This is a genomic window from Methanomicrobiales archaeon (genome assembly GCA_030019205.1).
Classification (GTDB): domain Archaea; phylum Halobacteriota; class Methanomicrobia; order Methanomicrobiales; family JACTUA01; genus JASEFH01.
This window is the reverse complement of record JASEFH010000011.1, coordinates 255-17,129: the sequence shown is the minus strand read 5'-3', so window position 1 is coordinate 17,129 and position 16,875 is coordinate 255. Positions and strand designations below refer to the sequence as shown.

At 65.5% G+C, this 16,875-nt stretch carries 13 protein-coding genes and 1 pseudogene; 8 read left to right on the top strand and 6 right to left on the bottom strand.

Annotated elements, in window-relative coordinates:
- Positions 1-12 precede the first annotated feature (12 nt).
- A complete protein-coding gene (locus QMC96_07525) occupies positions 13-1,119 on the bottom strand; it encodes a hypothetical protein (protein ID MDI6876603.1) in 1,107 nt (368 codons plus the stop codon).
- 248 nt (positions 1,120-1,367) lie between these two features.
- Positions 1,368-2,429, bottom strand: coding sequence for a HEAT repeat domain-containing protein (locus tag QMC96_07520; GenBank protein ID MDI6876602.1), 1,062 nt, complete (start codon positions 2,427-2,429; stop codon positions 1,368-1,370).
- A gap of 226 nt (positions 2,430-2,655) precedes the next feature.
- Between QMC96_07520 and QMC96_07515 the strand changes: the two genes are divergently transcribed.
- A complete protein-coding gene (locus tag QMC96_07515) occupies positions 2,656-3,144 on the top strand; it encodes a hypothetical protein (GenBank protein MDI6876601.1) in 489 nt (162 codons plus the stop codon).
- Here QMC96_07515 and QMC96_07510 read toward each other — a convergent pair.
- Both QMC96_07510 and QMC96_07505 read right to left on the bottom strand, forming a co-directional pair.
- The gene (locus tag QMC96_07510) at positions 3,141-3,389 is read right to left on the bottom strand and encodes a hypothetical protein (protein MDI6876600.1); all 249 of its coding nucleotides are present in this window, start codon (positions 3,387-3,389) and stop codon (positions 3,141-3,143) included. The two genes, QMC96_07515 and QMC96_07510, sit on opposite strands and share 4 nt — an antisense overlap.
- 168 nt (positions 3,390-3,557) lie before the next feature.
- Positions 3,558-4,055: a metallophosphoesterase gene (locus tag QMC96_07505; GenBank protein ID MDI6876599.1), complete on the bottom strand. Its 498-nt coding sequence runs from the start codon at positions 4,053-4,055 to the stop codon at positions 3,558-3,560.
- Positions 4,056-4,539: 484 nt separating this feature from the next.
- On the opposite strand from QMC96_07505, the gene QMC96_07500 reads away from it, so the two are divergent.
- The 6 genes from QMC96_07500 to uvrC all read left to right on the top strand — a co-directional run bounded on the left by QMC96_07500 (position 4,540) and on the right by uvrC (position 13,902).
- A complete protein-coding gene (locus tag QMC96_07500) occupies positions 4,540-6,024 on the top strand; it encodes a PAS domain-containing protein (GenBank protein MDI6876598.1) in 1,485 nt (494 codons plus the stop codon).
- 416 nt (positions 6,025-6,440) lie between these two features.
- Entirely contained in the window at positions 6,441-7,007 is a 567-nt protein-coding gene (locus QMC96_07495) for a type 1 glutamine amidotransferase domain-containing protein (protein MDI6876597.1), read from the top strand.
- Between the two features lie 546 nt (positions 7,008-7,553).
- On the top strand, positions 7,554-7,706 hold the full coding sequence (locus QMC96_07490; protein ID MDI6876596.1) for a hypothetical protein: 153 nt from the start codon (positions 7,554-7,556) through the stop codon (positions 7,704-7,706).
- 135 nt (positions 7,707-7,841) lie between these two features.
- Entirely contained in the window at positions 7,842-9,458 is a 1,617-nt protein-coding gene (locus tag QMC96_07485; protein ID MDI6876595.1) for a putative manganese-dependent inorganic diphosphatase, read from the top strand.
- A gap of 89 nt (positions 9,459-9,547) precedes the next feature.
- Complete coding sequence (uvrA, locus tag QMC96_07480; GenBank protein ID MDI6876594.1) at positions 9,548-12,352, top strand: excinuclease ABC subunit UvrA; 2,805 nt, start codon at positions 9,548-9,550, stop codon at positions 12,350-12,352.
- Complete coding sequence (uvrC, locus tag QMC96_07475; protein MDI6876593.1) at positions 12,349-13,902, top strand: excinuclease ABC subunit UvrC; 1,554 nt, start codon at positions 12,349-12,351, stop codon at positions 13,900-13,902. Before uvrA ends, uvrC begins: the two co-directional genes overlap by 4 nt.
- Before the next feature lie 132 nt (positions 13,903-14,034).
- Here uvrC and QMC96_07470 read toward each other — a convergent pair whose 3' ends face one another.
- Positions 14,035-14,775: a hypothetical protein gene (locus tag QMC96_07470; GenBank protein MDI6876592.1), complete on the bottom strand. Its 741-nt coding sequence runs from the start codon at positions 14,773-14,775 to the stop codon at positions 14,035-14,037.
- A 20-nt stretch (positions 14,776-14,795) separates the two neighbouring features.
- Positions 14,796-16,277, bottom strand: coding sequence for a DUF1538 domain-containing protein (locus tag QMC96_07465; GenBank protein ID MDI6876591.1), 1,482 nt, complete (start codon positions 16,275-16,277; stop codon positions 14,796-14,798).
- Positions 16,278-16,652: 375 nt separating this feature from the next.
- On the opposite strand from QMC96_07465, the pseudogene QMC96_07460 reads away from it, so the two are divergent.
- Positions 16,653-16,875, top strand: a pseudogene (locus QMC96_07460) (DEAD/DEAH box helicase family protein).

The following is a 16,875-nucleotide window of genomic DNA, read 5'->3' as shown; positions in this document are numbered from 1 at the left end:
TGCGGTTCTCCCCTACTCGCGGCAGACGTAGGTCTCCGATGCGGCCTCGGAGGCGCGGGCGGCCTCGACAAGCCGTTCGTGCGCGGTCTTTGCGGCTTCCCGCACTCCCGCATCGGGATCGGCGGCAGCCGCCCGCCGGAGGGGTTCGGCCGCTCTCCCTTCGGCCAGGAATCCCAGCTGAACCGCCGCTCTCCGGCGGACATCGGCTCTCTCATCCTGCAGCGAGCGGATCAGACCCTCCAGATCGCCGTCGCCTGCCATCCGGTCCACGTCCTGAACCTGCATGATGCCAGTACGGACGGGCAGGTTCGTTAATAAATATTTCCCCTGCACTGCCGCGACTCCGCCTGCCGCCGCCCGGAACGACCAGCAGGAAGGCGGATAACCGCCGATGTGCCTGTCCCCCGGGACCGATGGCGGCCAGGGGTACGCAGATGGCATGGATCGCCGCCGCGCCGGGGGAGATCGCGAGGGCTCCGGGGATATTCCCCGGTCGGGGAAGATGGACATCGCGCTTGGCCCCCCGAATGCATGGAAGTTCATGGAGGCGCCCCGCAGCATCCCCTCCGCTCCCGGGGATGCAAACGGGGGTGCCGGCGGAGAAGTCGCCTCCGGGATAGGAGGAGCGCTCCGCCGACGATGGCGGAGACCGCGAGGGGGCTGAGTTTGAACGCCAGCACCCCCGGGGGCGGACGGGCAGTCCTCGGTGTCCAGCCGATGCCGGCAATGGTCAGGACGAGTGGCCAGGCCCCCGATCAGGAGGATGTGCGCCCAGGGCACGGCACAGGTCGTGCCATTGAGCAGGTTCCAAAGGTCGCCACGCTCGCACCGAGAACGAAACTGAAGGTCTGCACCCAGCCGATCAGGAAGCCGCCCCGCTGCGAGATGGTGCGGCCGTTGCGCATGGAGCCACCCTCTCCCGCTGATAAACGGGGAGAGTTCTGCGGAGGTGAGGGCGGCGACATACGCGATCAGTCCCGCAACCAGGAAGGAGACGACCATGGCCGGCCCTGCGAACCCGGCGGTGATGCTCGGGAGCACGGAGACGCTCGTGCCAATGATGGCGTTGCTGTTTGCGATCACCGCGGTCCCGATATCCGCATCCGCTCCTTCAGCCAAGCCCTCCTCCCCGGGAGACAGCCCGGGCTCCCCACCGGGCAGGCAGTAACGGATTCCGTCGTGGTCTACGTGTGCCCCGCGGCCACGGCAGGCTGCTGCCGGGGAGCCGGATAAAGGGCGGATGAGACGGATCAGAGAGCGGTGGGCCCGCCGGACGGCCGCGTGCAGGGGCTGCGGCGATCCGCTCTCATCGAGCGGCGCTGCCCGTATCCGGGGTTATGGCCGAGAACACGTCCCCCCCCCTGCCGCTACGGGTCCCCGTCCCCACGGAGCACGCGGGCCGCCGTCCTGCGCACCCGCCTGTGCTCGTCCTTCAGGGCTTTCTTGAGGGGCTCGATCACGCGGGGGTCGGGGATCTCGCCCAGGGCCTCAACGACCGCCTCCCGCACGTCGCCGTCGGGGTCCTGCATGGCCGCGATCAGCGGCTCGACGGAGCGCGGATCCCGGATCTCGCCCAGGACCGAGGCCGCCCAGTAGCGGACGCTCTTGCGGTCCTCCGTGAGGGCGGCAATGAGCCCCTCGACCGAGCGCGGATCCCGGATGCCTCCCAGGGCCGCTCCGGCCTCCGCCCGCACGTCGTCGCTCGCGTCCTTCAGGGCCAGCAGGAGCGGCTGAACGGAGCGCGGATCCCGGATCCTGCCGAGGGCGATGGCGGCGGCAGCCCGGACATCCGCATCCGGGTCCTGCAGCGCTCCGATCAGGGGCTCGACCGCCGGAGGGCCGGCATACTTCAGGGCGATCGCCGCCGCTGCACGGACGGCCGGGCCCCGGTCCTTCAGCGCCCGCAGGAGATGCGGGGCCGCCCGCGGATCCTGCAGCTCTCCGAGCGCGATCGCCGCACCCGCCCGGATGGGCTCGTGCTCCGACGACAGCGCCGCGATCAGCGGTTCGGCAACCCCGCCTCCCAGGCGTCCGAGGGCGATCGCCGCCCGCGCCCGCACGAACCGATCCGAATCCCGCAGCGCGTGCATGAGCGGGGCGGCTGCCGCCGGATCCCCGATCTCCCCGAGCGCTGCCGCTGCCCTGGCCCGCATCTCCGCGTCCTCGTCGCCGAGCAGTTCGACGATGGGCTTCACCGCCCGGGCAGCCCGGATCTCCGCGAGCGTGGAGAGCGCCAGGGCGCGGATCTTCCGGCTCCTGTGCTTCAGCGCCAGAATGAAGACCTCGACAGCCGCCTCGTCCATATCCCGGAGGGCGGCCTGCAGTTCCCTCTGCATGCCCGCATCTCCGCACTCGAAGATCCTGCAGAGCCCTCTCAAGCCCCTCCGGATATCGGGAACGCCGAACTCCATCGCCTCGCGGAATCCCATCGCAAACCTCGGGGTGCTATCAGCAGGTTCCGGTATACGGGCCCGGCTCCCATATGAGCGTTGCGCTCGTGCGCAGCACCGCTGCTCTCCCCCGGGGATCCGGTTCGTCCGCACACTTTACATAGATTGTTGTCCGCCGGAGTCCGCCCCCGCGGGGGCGGTCCGCTCCACTTTCGCGCCCCTCATGCCACGCCCTTATCCCGGCGCCCGAGCCACCCTGCCTCGCATGGAGTTCGCGCTGCATCCCCTCATGGTCGTCTCCGCGGGAACGTTCGCGGTCGCCTTTGCGCCGGCGGAGACGGTCGCCTCCGCCCTGAACGGCGTCCCTGCCCTGTCGCGCCCGCTCTACATCTGCGGAGATCGTTCGGCCGTCCTCTGCCGTGTGCGCCGCGCCGCTCTCGATCTCCGCTGCGCCCGCAACCCCCGCGAGCTCCGCTCGAGTCTGCAGGGGGTCCACCACCCCCTCGTCCTGATCGAGCACGACCCCGCCTTCTACGGGGACCGGAGCCTGATCCCCCCGCTGGCCGCGGCCATGCGGGAGGCAGCCCGAACCGCAGCCGTAGTCTGCCATGCCGCCGCACCGGATGCGTCCGCGCGGCTTCTGGCGAAGCTGGCGGATCGCGTCTTCTATCTGGAAGTTGGACTCCCCCGAAGACAGCAGCGTCCAGCCAGGAAGGCATCTTCCAGCCGCCAGACAACCCTGAGCGCCCGCTAGGGCGTATGCTTGGTCCTGAAGAACGCCTTGAAGCGCTCGAGCGGCGGCGGGGAACACTCCTGAACGCTCTCTTTCGCACTCAGATCCGCATCCCGGGGGCGGAAGAGCACGGTTCCGTCCGGGAACATCACGCGCTCCCAGAAGCGCCCGTAGCGCTCCGCGTCCGAGGGCATCTGGATCAGCACCTCCCCGTCGATCCGCTTCAGGCGAAAGATGCCGCCGCTCAGGATTCTGTTGGGATCCATGGTTGCCCCCGCATCGCGTCTCCGAAGTCCAGAGTTGTACGGTAGCTGCTTCTCTTCGCCCTGCCTATATATTCCCGTGATGGCACCGGTTCGATTCTTGAACCCGGGGGTTCAACGCAGCCGGCTGCCCATCCCTCTGCCTCTCTGCGGTGCAGCGCTTGCCGGGCGCTAGAGCTGGATCCGGCGGACATCACGCGATTCCGTGTCGAGGAGGGCCAGCGTCGACTGTCCGCTGACGTAACCGCACACCTCGCCGGGGTTTACGACGAGGCTCCTCCCCCGCCGTTCGACCGCATAGCGGTGCGTATGGCCGCAGACGACGGCATCGAACCCCTGCCCCTCGATCAGGGCCTCCAGCAGCTCCCCGTCGTGGCCGTGGAGAAGCCCGATTTTGATTCCCCCCGCGACCACGCGGGCGAACGGGCCCCGAATATCGATGTTGCCGAACTCCTGCTGCTTCTGGTGCAGCCCCGCCCTCTCGCCGTCGTTGTTCCCGAACACCCCGATCATCCGGGCGTCCAGGTCTGCGAGGCGGGGGAGGACAAAGGGGGCGATATAATCGCCCGCATGGAGCACCAGCCCGACCTCCGCCCTGTTCAGCACCCGCACCGCGTCGTCCACCCGGGGGAGGTTGTCGTGGGTGTCGGAGATGATACCGATGAGCATCGATTCACCTGCATGAGGACGTGGGCGTGATCTGCCATTAATCTTTATTTCCCGGACCGCAGGGGACCGGCCGTCTCCGGATTCCTCCCGTTGGCCCTCTCCATCGGTCATTATGGCTCTTGTTGAACCGCTTGCAGAGAACGCTGACATCCTGTTCGCTTAACCAGTCCCTATCGCACCAAAGGGGGAGGGGGTGCGCCCCCTCCCCCCGTCCCCTACCCCCGGTACGATAGCCTGGCGGGGAAGGTCTGCGTGATCCCTGGCCCGCTTTCGCTGACCGGAACATGAGCCACTTCATGTTCGGGCCCGAATGCCTGCCGTTCAAATCCTGCTCCATGGAGTTCCGATCCTCGATATCACCCATGAGGGAGCGGACGGGATAGGAAGGATACCTGCTCCCCATCCCTGGCCCCGGCTCGTGGGTTCGACGGTCTGCACTACTCCATGGAAAACCTGATGTAATCCTCTGGAGCAAGTCACTTGCATGCAGCACGCGCCGGAGACCGCCGCCCGGATCCTGAAAGCCCTCAAGTACCGCTCCCGGGGGATGACCATTGCCGACATCGCCACGGCAACCGGGATTAACCGCAACACCGCAGCACGGCAGCTGGAGCTATTGCGGGTGAACGGCCAGGTGGAGTTGAAAGCGTTCGGCTCCGCGAAAGTCTACTACCGGGCCCAGCGGGTCCCCTTGTCCGCCTTTCTCTGCTTCACGAAGAACCTGGTCCTGATCCTGGACAGTTCCCACCGCATCGTCCAGGTGAACGACCGGTGCCTCACACTGGCGAAACGGACCAAGGAGGACCTGGTGGGCTATACCCTGGCCGCCGCGAACCTGCCCGTCGTCTCCACCCCGGAGGCCCTATCCATTATCGAGAGCCTGGAGAAAGAGCAGATCATTACCGACCTTCGGTACCAGGAGGGGGGGAAGGACCTCTTCTTCCAGCTGCAGGTGATCCCCACCACCTTCGAGGACGGGGAGAAGGGTGCTACCCTCGTCCTGGAGGATATCACGGAGCGGAAACGGTATGTGCAGAACATGGAGTTCCTGGCCAAAACCGCGATGGAGCTCGTCGATATGCCCCCGGAGCAGGATATCTACCAGTACATCGCCGATCGGATCTCTGAACTGGTTCCAAAGACGCTCATCCAGGTTATATCCTACGATGAAGGCAGCCGGCAGTTTACCATACAGGCTATCCGTGATGCCCATATTCGCAGTGCGCTGACCAGGATACTGGGGCGGGATCCCGTGGGCTTGGTGGTCCCGATGACCGAGATCCTATCGCATCCTCGGGGCGGAAATCCCCTGAGTCTGCTGCAGGGGCAGGCCTGGAAGTTCACCTTCTGGCCGGAGATTGGGCCAGAGGGGATGTCGTTCTACGAGCTTAGTTTCCGGCAGATCCCGCCGGAGCTCTGTGACGAGATCTGCCGGACGCTTCCTATCGGAAAGGCCTACTTCATCTTTCTCGTCTGGGGGGAGCGGCTCTTCGGCAATGTCGGGATCATCCTCCCGCCCGACCGGGAGCTCGAGGATACGCAGGTGGTCGAGTCCTTTCTGCGGCAGGCCTCCATCGCGATTGCCCGGCGGCAGACCGAGGACCGTCTCCACCGCAGCGAACGGCGGCTGCAGGAGGTGCTCGATGCTTCCCCGATCCCGACCGCCCTCGTCCAGGCGGACGGGCGCTGCACCCTCCTCAACCGCGCATTCACGGAACGCTTCGGGTACACGCTCTCTGATATCCCCACGGGAACGGAATGGTTCGAGTGCGCCTTTCCCGATCCTGGATACCAGGAGGGGGCGATTGCTGCCTGGAAGGCGAATCTGGCGGATCCCGGCGCGGTCCGCTCCCGCACGCTCCTGGTGCGGTGCAAGGACGGAGCGGAGAAGACTGTCCGCTTCAGCTCGATCAGCCTCTCCGATGGGACCCGGTATGTTGCCTGTGAGGATGCCGCTCCGGACCATTGAATGCTGAAAAAGGTGCATGCGCAGTTTTAGGTCGCCCCCTCCAAGCACCCCGAATGGGGCGTTCCCGTACCTGCAGGATGAAGCGGGATACAACATGGCTGGACCTGCATCTCGCCCGTCCCATCGCTTCTCCTCTCACCGCTTCCCATACTGCAAGGAGCCATCCGGCGGAGGAGTTCGCCATTCTCTTCCCCGAACGTTGCAGTAGGTGCGTTCTCCCTGCGGCGGGGGGGGGGTTTCACTCTCTCAAGGGGCCGCCGTCGCGGCGCAGGGATGCACCAGAGCGAGGAGGTGTGTATTTATAGGATGTCCGGGAGAGAGGAGCACCGCATCGCCGGAGTGACCGGACGCACGGTCCCCCGCCGCCGGGAAGAGCGGGAACCGGGCGTTTGGTCATTCCCCAAGGAGGGTATGATATGGCAACGATTGCCGTACTGATTGGAGAGGGGTTCGAGGACGTGGAGTATATCCAGCCCGCGGATGCGTTCCGGGCCGCAGGGCACAAACTGGTGCACGTCGGTCTGGAGCGGGGCAGCACGGTGAGCGGAAAGAAAAAAGCGACTCCGGTCGGGATCGAGCGGGCGGTGAGAGACGTATCCGCGGACGATTTCGATGCGCTCTTCATCCCCGGCGGGCACTCCCCGGACAACCTGCGGGCGGATGACGACGCGGTCCGCTTCGTGCGGCGCTTCGTGGAGAGCGGCAAACCGGTGCTCATGATCTGCCACGGGCCGCAGCTGCTGATCACCGCCGACGTGCTCCGGGAGCGCCGGGTCGCCGGCTGGAAGTCCATCGCCCAGGATATCCGGAACGCGGGGGCGCAGTTCGTCGATGCTCCCGTCGTGGAAGACGGCAGCCTGGTGTCCAGCCGGAACCCGGGGGATCTCCCCGCGTTCATCGATGCCTCCCTGAAGAAGCTGGAGGAGATGGCACCGTCTCCGGGGCAGATGGCGGCAGCAGAACGCGGCACTGCCGCCCGATAGGAACGTTCGGACCTCATCCTTTGCGGAGTGCAGGGCGGGCCCGCTCCCGGCCCATGCCGCGGTCGCTGACGGGAGAGCACTGGCGTTTCGATGCGATCCGGTTCCGATAAAATCCGAAGTGAGACGCTCTCGCGGGAATCTCTTTGGTACGACAGGGGCTGTCAGCGCGAATCGGATCCGGGTCGGACACCAGATCCGGATCGAGCCAGGCTATCCTTCGAACATCCAAGAAGGCTATCGTACTGGCGGTGAGGTTGTTAGGGGAGATATTTCAGGATCCTTGGAGGCTATCGTACCTGCGGGGTGGGGGCTGGATTGGGGAAGCGGGGACTCGTGCACTCCACCCGCACGGGAACAGGAAGATGGATTCCGGGGATGAAACCGACAGACTCTCCGCCGGATCTTCTCCCGAATGCGATCGCTTCGACGCTTTGATCCGCCAATTTTCGGAGCGGCTGACCCTCCTGGCATTCTGCCAAAGGATGTTATGGGGCAGACGGGCGGGGCGAAGGAATTTATCCCCCGGGCATCCATTCATAGTGAGACGTGATCCGGTTGGATTCCCGAACAGAGGGGGGCGCTGCCATCATGGCGGCACTTCTGGTGCTGTTTTCCGCGATGCTCGACCCGCTCGTTTCCATCGTGCTGGCCGCCGCATCCCTTGCGGGACTCGGCATCCACCGCCTGGCGAAGGCGTGAGGCGCTCTATTCCGGTATCCAGATGAAAAATCACGAACAGTTGCCTATGGGAGAGACCGCACCGGATGGGTTCAAGAGAGGATGGGGTCGGCTGCCCTGCCTGGCGAAGGGGCAGTAGAGCGCAGGAGGCGACGCATGCATAGAGTATACGTGATCGGGCACCGCCAGCCGGATACGGACAGCATCTGCAGCGTCCTGGCGTATGCGGAGCTGCTCAACCACGGCGAGCCCGATCGGTACGTCCCTGCCCGCTGCGGCGACGTGAACGCCGAGACGCAGTTCGTCCTCTCGAGGTTCGGGCGCGAGCCGCCGCTCTACGTCGAGAGCGTGGAGCCCAACGTCTCCGACATCCCCTACCTGGACACGCGGAGCGCGGATCGGGACCTCCCGACTGTGGACGTCGCCGCCCTGATGGACGCCTACGACATGCGGAACATGCCCATCACGGACCGGGAGGGGCGGCTGGTGGGGCTGGTCAGCGAGTACGGGCTCGCCCGGGCCTACGTGCGGCGGCAGAAGATCGAGCCGCTGACGTTCGCCCCCATCCGTCTGGAGACGCTGGCGCGGGTCCTGAACGCCGAGGTGGCGGTCTCCGCGGGAGAGACGCTGGAGGGGAAGGTCTACACCGCCATCGATGCCCTGCACGTGACACTCTCGCGCATATCCCCCCGGGACGTGGCGATCGTGGGGGACAACGAGCCCGCCCAGCTGGCGCTCATCTCGGCCGGCATCGCCGGGCTGATCCTCGCCGACGGGGCGCCCCTCGGGGAGCGGGTGGTCCGCGCCGCCCGCGAGCGGGGCGTCTCGGTGCTGACAACGACCCTGGATGCCTTCGGGGTGGGAAAGATGATCAACCTCTCCCTGCCGGCCGGGATGATCATGGAGACGGACGTCCCCACCGTGCAGATGGAGGACACCCTGGAGTACGCCAAACAGGTCATCTCGGCCTCCCGGTACCGCACCGCCTGCGTCGTCGATTCCGGGGGGAAGTTCCTCGGCATGCTCTCCCGCACCTCGCTGATGCAGGACATCCAGAAGTCCGTCATCCTCCTGGACCACAACGAGCCCGCGCAGGCGGTGGACGGGATCGAGAACGCGGACATCCTGGAGATCATCGACCACCACCGCCTGAGCGCCATCTCGACCCTGAAACCGATCCGCTTCCTGAACGATCCTGTCGGATCCACGTCCACGATCATCGCCCGCAGGTTCGCAGAGAGCGGGATCGAGCCCTCGGAGTCGACCGCGGGGCTGCTGATGGCGGGGATCCTCTCCGACACCATGGCGCTCCGCCTGTCGACGACGACGCCCTCGGACCGCAAGGCAGTGGACTACCTGGCCCGGTGGGTCGACGAGGATCCCGTCGAGTTCGGCACCCGCCTGATCCAGGCGGGGATGCAGTACGACACCTGCACGATCGAGGAGCTGCTGATGCAGGACACCAAACGCTACACCCTCTTCGGAAGGGAGGTGATCGTCGCCCAGGTGATGGTCCCGACGTTCGAGTTCCCGCGGGAGCGCAGAGAGGAGATCCGAACGGAGCTCGCGCGCCTGCGGGCATCCCAGGGTGTGGACATCTACGCGGCGCTCTTCACCAGCATCTTCGAGAACGCGAGCGCAGTCTTCGCCGCCGCCGACGACGCCTGCCTGGCAGGACTCGGGATGCGGGAGCAGCCGATCGAAATGGAGGGCATTATGTCCCGCAAAAAGGATTTCCTGCCCCGGTTAGGCCAGATGATCCGGGCTCTCTGACTCACTTTTGTACCGCGCCTGCAGGTTTTAAGCCCCCTCGGATCCGATCTATATAAACACACCAGCACGTCGATCCAGACACCACAGCCATGAAGAGCATACGGATCAAAGGTGCGCGCGAGCACAACCTGCAGAATATCTCCGTCGAGATCCCGCGGGACAAGCTCGTCGTCATCACCGGTCTCTCCGGTTCCGGGAAGTCCACCCTGGCGTTCGACACCATCTACGCCGAAGGGCAGAGGCGGTACGTGGAGTCCCTCTCCGCCTACGCCCGCCAGTTCCTGGGACTGATGAACAAACCCGACGTGGACAGCATCGAGGGCCTCTCCCCGGCGATCTCCATCGAGCAGAAGACGACGAGCAAGAACCCGCGGTCCACCGTGGGCACCGTCACCGAGATCTACGACTACCTGCGGCTGCTGTTCGCGCGGATCGGGGTGCCCTACTGCCCGGAGCACAACATCCGCATCGAGTCGCAGTCCCCCGAGCAGATCGCCGACCGCATCGCGGCCGAGGTCTGCGGGATGGCGACCATCCTGGCGCCGATCGTGCGGCAGAAGAAGGGCACCTACCAGGCGCTGATCCGGGAGCTGCACGCCGAGGGCTACACCCGCGTGCGGGTGAACGGGGTGATCCACCGCACCGACGAGGAGATTCCGCTCGAGCGATACAAAAAACAGGACATCGAGATCGTGATCGACCGCCTGGATCCGGCCGACCGCTCCCGCCTGGTCGAGGCCTGCGAGAACGCCCTGGCGCGGTCCGACGGGCTGATCCTGGTCCTTGACGGGGAGGATCAGGAGCATCTCTACTCCTCCCGCATGGCGTGCCCGCTCTGCGGGATCGCGTTCGAGGAGCTGCAGCCGCGGATGTTCTCCTTCAACAGCCCGTTCGGCGCCTGCGAGGAGTGCAATGGTCTCGGGTTCCGGATGGACTTCGATCCCGACCTGATCATCCCCGACAGGACCAAGTCGATCGCCGAAGGCGCGGTGGCTCTCTACAGGAACTACTTCGATACATACCGCGGCTACTACCTGAGCGCGGTCGCGAAGCACTTCGGGTTCGACACCCTCACACCCATCGAGGACCTGACCGATCGGCAGTACAGCGCCCTGATGTACGGCTCCCCGGAGCGGATCCGCTTCTCCATGACGGCGAGGAACGGGGATATGCACTGGTCCCAGACCTCCTCCTGGGAGGGTCTGGTCCCCCAGGCAGAAAGGCTCTACCGCCAGACCCAGTCGGAGTACCGCAAGCGGGAGCTGGAGAAGTTCATGCGGATCTCTCCCTGCCCCGTCTGCCGCGGGCGGAGGCTCAAAGAGAAGGTGCTCGCCGTCAGGGTTCAGGGCAAATCGATCGTCGACGTGACGGATCTCTCCATCGCCCGCGCAATCGAGTTCTTCCGGAACCTGGAACTCTCCCGGAAGGAGATGGAGATCGCACGCCAGATCCTGAAAGAGATCAACGCCCGCCTCCATTTCCTGGATCGCGTCGGGCTCGGCTACCTGACCCTCTCGCGGAGCGCGGGCACCCTCTCCGGCGGGGAGGCACAGCGGATCCGCCTCGCCACCCAGATCGGATCGAACCTGATGGGCGTGCTCTACGTCCTGGACGAGCCCTCGATCGGGCTCCACCAGCGGGACAACCGCAAGCTGATCGAGACCCTGCGGACGCTGCGGGATCTCGGGAACACCCTGATCGTGGTCGAGCACGACGAGGAGACGATCCGCAGTGCCGACTACGTGATCGACATGGGGCCCGGAGCCGGCATCCACGGAGGGCAGGTGGTGGCGGAGGGCTCGCCCGAGGAGATCGAGAGGAACGAACAGTCCCTGACCGGCCTGTACCTGGCGCGGAAGCTGGAGATCGAGGTCCCCGCGGCGCGGCGGAAGAGCGATCGGTTCATCACCCTCGCCGGCTGCCGGGAGAACAACCTGAAGGGGATCGACGTGAACATCCCGGTCGGTGTGCTCACCGTGGTGACGGGCGTCTCGGGCAGCGGGAAGTCGACGCTCGTCTACGACATCCTCTACAAGGCGATGCAGAAGGAGCTCCATCACGCCCGGGTGACGCCGGGCGCCCACGCCGCGATCTCCTTCGGCTCCGAGATCGACAAGGTGATCGTGATCGACCAGAGCCCCATCGGCCGCACGCCGCGGAGCAACCCGGCGACCTACACGAAGGTCTTCGACGAGATCCGCCGGGTCTTCGCCGAGACGACCGACGCGAAGCGCAGGGGTTACAGACCCGGCCGCTTCTCCTTCAACCTCAAGGGGGGGAGGTGCGAGACCTGCCAGGGGGAGGGGCTGATCAAGATCGAGATGAACTTCCTCCCCGACGTCTACATCGAGTGCGAGGAGTGCAAGGGGAAGCGCTACAACCGCGAGACTCTGGAGGTGAAGTACCGGGGGAAGTCGATCGCCGACGTGCTGGACATGAGCGTTCTCGAGGCGATGCACCTCTTCGAGAACATCCCCGCCATCAGGACCAAACTGGAGACGCTCTGCCGGGTGGGGCTGGACTACATCAAGCTGGGGCAGAGCTCCACGACGCTCTCCGGCGGGGAGGCGCAGCGGATCAAGCTCACGCGTGAGCTGGCCAAGAAGGCGACCGGAAAGACTCTCTACCTTCTGGACGAACCCACCACCGGCCTCCACTTCCACGACGTGAAGAAACTGATCCGCGTCCTCGACGACCTGGTGAAGATGGGCAACACCGTGGTCGTGATCGAGCACAACCTGGACGTGATCAAGTCCGCCGACCACATCATCGACCTCGGCCCGGAGGGCGGCGAGGGCGGCGGCACCATCGTCGCCTGCGGCAGCCCCGAGGAGGTGGCGGACCGCGATGAGAGCTACACGGGGCAGTTCCTGAAACGAATCCTGGCAGCATGATAGAACTCGACCAACTACCCGCGGAACCCGGCTGCTACCTCTTCCGGGACAGTGGCGGGGAGATTCTCTACATCGGCAAGGCGAAGCACCTCAAAAAAAGGGTGGCGAGCTACTTCCAGAAGAGGCCGCTCGATCCCAAGACCGCGCGGCTGGTGGAGAGGATCGCCTCCGTCGACTGCATGGTCACCGATACGGAGACCGAGGCGCTGATTCTCGAGTCCAACCTGATCAAGCGGCACCAGCCGAAGTACAACATCGACCTGAAAGACGCGAAGAGCTACGCCTATATCCAGATCACCGACGAGGAGTTCCCCCGCATCGGCATGGCGCGCCGGCCCGGCGGCGGGAGCGGCACCCTCTTCGGGCCCTTCGTCTCCGCCCAGGAGCGGGACTTCGTGCTGCAGGTGCTGAAAAAGACCTTCCGCCTGCGGACCTGCCGGCGGCTCCCGAAGAAGACGTGCCTGCGCTACCACATGCAGTCCTGCAGCGCCCCCTGCATCGGGAAGATCGGGAAGGAGGAGTACCGCGAGAGCGTGAAGCGGGCGGAGGCGGTCCTGCGGGGGAGGAGCGCGGAGCTGCTCTCCGCACTGCGCGCCGAGATGGAGGCGTGCGCGGAGGCGGAGGCGTTCGAGAAGGCGCTGGAGCTCCGCGGGCAGATCCAGGCGATCGAGCGCCTGGGGGAGCGCCAGCACGTCGCCCGCCAGAAGAAGCACGACGAGGACGTCATCAACTTCGTCGCCGCCGAAGGAAGCGTCTGGGTGATGGTCTTTGCGGTGCAGCGGGGGACGCTCACCGACAGGGAGTGGTTCCGTTTCGAGGGCGGCGGGGAGTTCCTGGAGGAGTTCGTCGCCCGCTACTACGCGGACCGCGAACCCCCGTCGGAGCTGATCCTCCCGCAGGCGGTGGGAGAGTCCCTGCAGGATTACCTCGCCTACCGCAAGGGGAAGGCGGTGCGGATCACGGTCCCTGCAAAGGGGGAGAAGAAACGGCTGCTGGAGCTGGTGCAGAAGAATATCGAGGCGGCGTTCTTCGGGGAGCGGATCAAGCTCGAGGCGCTGAAAAAGAGCCTGCACCTGCCCGTCCTGCCGCGCGTCATCGAGTGCTTCGACATCTCCCACCTCTCCGGCACCTCGACCGTGGGGGCGATGGTGCAGTTCCGCGAGGGGAAGCCGGACAAACGGAACTACCGCAGGTTCCGCATCCGCTCGGTCGAGGGGGTGGACGACACCGCCGCCATCGCCGAGGTGGTGCGGCGGCGCTACGCCCGCCTGCAGAAGGAGGGGGGCGAGCTGCCCGACCTGATCGTCATCGACGGCGGGAAGGGGCAGCTCTCCGCGGCGCTCGCCGAGCTGAAACGGCTCTCGCTCTCCATCCCCGCCATCGCCCTCGCCAAACGGGAGGAGGAGATCTACATCCCCGCTCTCCGCTTCCCCCTGCCCGTCCAGAAGAAGGAGCGCGCCTCCCTCTTCCTCCAGGAGATCCGGGACGAGGCGCACCGGGTCGCCGTCGCCTACAACCGCCTGCTGCGCTCGAAGAAGCTCACGGGATGAGACCGGGGGACCGCGCCGGCAGGAGCACGGGTCTGGGTGACTCGTACCCCTCTCCGGCATCGCTGCAGGAGCATCGGGCCGCATATATCCCGCACCCGGCACCGTGCCGGCGTGGCCGTGCATCCGCGACCTTCAGGCCTCCGGCGGCAGCCCCGCCACGCCGCTGACCGGGAGGGAGAAGACGACGGTCTGCGCATCCGTCTGGAGCCCTTTTTTATCGGCGATCGCTGCCATGATCCGCGGGCGGGCCTCTCGCTTCGCAAGGATGAACAGCATCTCCTTCTCCGGGTGGATGGACACGCCGAAGAACTCCCGGACCTTCTCGGGGCTGATACTCCGTGCGGGCAGCACCGTGCCCCCGCGGGCTCCGGCGGCTCTCGCCACGTCCATGACCTCATCCGCATAACCCTGATTGGTGACCGCCACGATCAGGTCGTATGGCTGTTCCGTTGGCATCTCTGGCTCCCAGGTCGATTCCTGCAGCGGCTTGTCCGGTAGTGTATCCGCCATGGCGGTGATCGGCATGGCGAACGCAATCCCTCTGTACTCCTCTTTAGGAAGCAACCTGGCGTTAAGCTTTTCCAGGATGCTCCGTGATGCCCCGGCGTGTACGAGACTGTACAGGATGTCTTTCTCCGGTTCCCCCAGTCCCAGATAGCAGAGGAGTTTCGTATCCGCGGTCCCTCTACCCCGGGTCAGCAGGCTGAACGGCACGCCGTCTTCCACGGCAAGCGCCAGGAGCTGCTCGCCCCGTCCCCTGTCCGCGATGACGACCAGAATACTCAGGAATACCGATTTCGCTGGATCCTGCACCGGCACCCCTCCCGACCGGCCCCCGTTGGAGTGGGTGGCATCGTCTCCATCATCAAACAATTCGTCTCCCTCCATACGGTTCAATCTGTCTCACCGCTACCCTCCCGGGTCCTGCTGCGTATCGACTGGTGGATCAGCCCCATGAGCTGCACGGTGATCAGAGGCATCATCGCCACCATCGCTACGATGCCAAAGGCATCCGTTATCACGTTCCCTCCGACGGCCTCGCAGATGCCCACGGCAAACGGCAGCAGGAAAGCCACGGTCATGGTTCCCGATGCCACCCCGCCGGCGTCGAATGCGATCGCCGTAAAGAGCGCGGGAGTGAAGAATGTCAGGGCCAGAGCGACGGCGTAGCCGGGAACCAGGAAGTACCAGATCTCGATGCCGCTCAGGACCCGGAAGATCGAGAGGACCAGAGCGGCACTCGCGCCTATGGACAATGCCGCCATCATCATCCTTCTCGATATGGCGCCGATGGTGATATTCTCGACCTGCGTGTTGAGCACGTGCACCGCCGGCTCCGCGTAGACGATAAAGAAGCCGACGATTGCGCCGAGGGGCAGAAGCACCCAGCGGTAGGGCATGGCGGCGATGTGGTTTCCGATGTAGATGCCGGCCGGCATGAACCCGAGATTTACACCGGTCAGGATCGCCGCCAGGCCGATGAGCGTATACACGATACCGATCAGGATCCGTATCAGCGCGGTTCTCGACAGCCTCAGGTGCACGAGCTGGAACAGCGTGAAGATGACCACGATGGGGAGAAGGACGGTCAGGACCTCGCGGGAGAACTGGAGAAACCCGTTCCCGAGGATCGCGAAGAACTCCCCGACGCCCTCGATGCCGGCAGGGGGTTCGAAGGCGTGCGCGGAGACCGACGGATCGAAGAACATCCCCATCACCAGCACGACCAGGATGGGCCCGATCGAAGAGAGTGCGCAGAGGCCGAAACTGTTCTCATCGGTATTCCTGCCGCCAATCGCCGCCGAGATGCCGGCACCCAGCGCGAGGATGAAGGGAACCGTGATCGGGCCGGTGGTCACCCCGCCCGAGTCGAATCCGACGGCCAGATAGTCTGGAGCTGTGAACGAGGCGACCGCGAACACCAGCGCATACGATGCGACGAATAGGACGTGAAGCGGGAACTGGAACAGGATCCTCAGCAGCCCGAAGATCAGGAACAATCCCACGCCGAGCCCCACCGCAGCGATCAGGACCACACTCGGAACTGCCGGCACCTGCCGGGCCAGCACCTGCAGATCCGGCTCGGCGACCGTGAGCACCATGCCCAGGACGAATCCGCCGGCAACGAACAGCCAGAGCTTTCTGGTTTTCGTCAGTGCGGATCCGAACGATTCGCCGATGGGCACCATCGCGATGTCCGCACCCAGGGTGAAGACGCTCATGCCCGCAATGAGCAGAATGGCGCCCGTCAGAAAGAGGATCAATGTCCAGATCGGCATGGGGGCGATGGTGGCGTGCAGGGCGAGCACGATGGCGCTGACAGGCAGCACCGACTGCGTTGCCTCCCGCAGTTTCACCAGAATATTTCTGACCATTCAGACCGTCCCCGCATGCCGCGAACATCGATGCTGCCGGCATCGAATGAAACGACATCCCATAAAAATAGCCATGCTGCATATCCTGGGGCGCAGGCGCCCGGCTTCAACGATGCCCTCCCCTCTCCGGGGATTGCGGGTCGGGCGCACTCCTGCCGGCTGCCGCTGCGCGGCACGCGTCCCCGCGATCTCCGGCACCCGATCGAGCCCCGTGCGGTCCCCGATGCCAGGCGCAGGGTCGGGAGGATTTGCGCCCGGTGTTCGGCGTACAGGGTCCTGGTGCCGCCCGGCACACGCCCCCGCAGCCGTCCCGCAGCGACACTTTTGCCCCGCCACCCCAGCAGTTAAGATCTCCGGCACCCAATAATAGGCATCGTGCAAGAGTTCAACCTCGTATCCGAGTTCCGTCCGAAGGGCTCCCAGCCGGCGGCGATCGAGCAGCTGGTCGCCGGGGTCCGCGCGGGCCACCGATTCCAGACGCTCCTCGGCGTCACGGGGTCGGGGAAGACGTTCACCATGGCGAACGTCATCCAGGCGGTCCAGAAGCCGACGCTCGTCGTCGCCCACAACAAGACGCTCGCCGCCCAGCTCTACAACG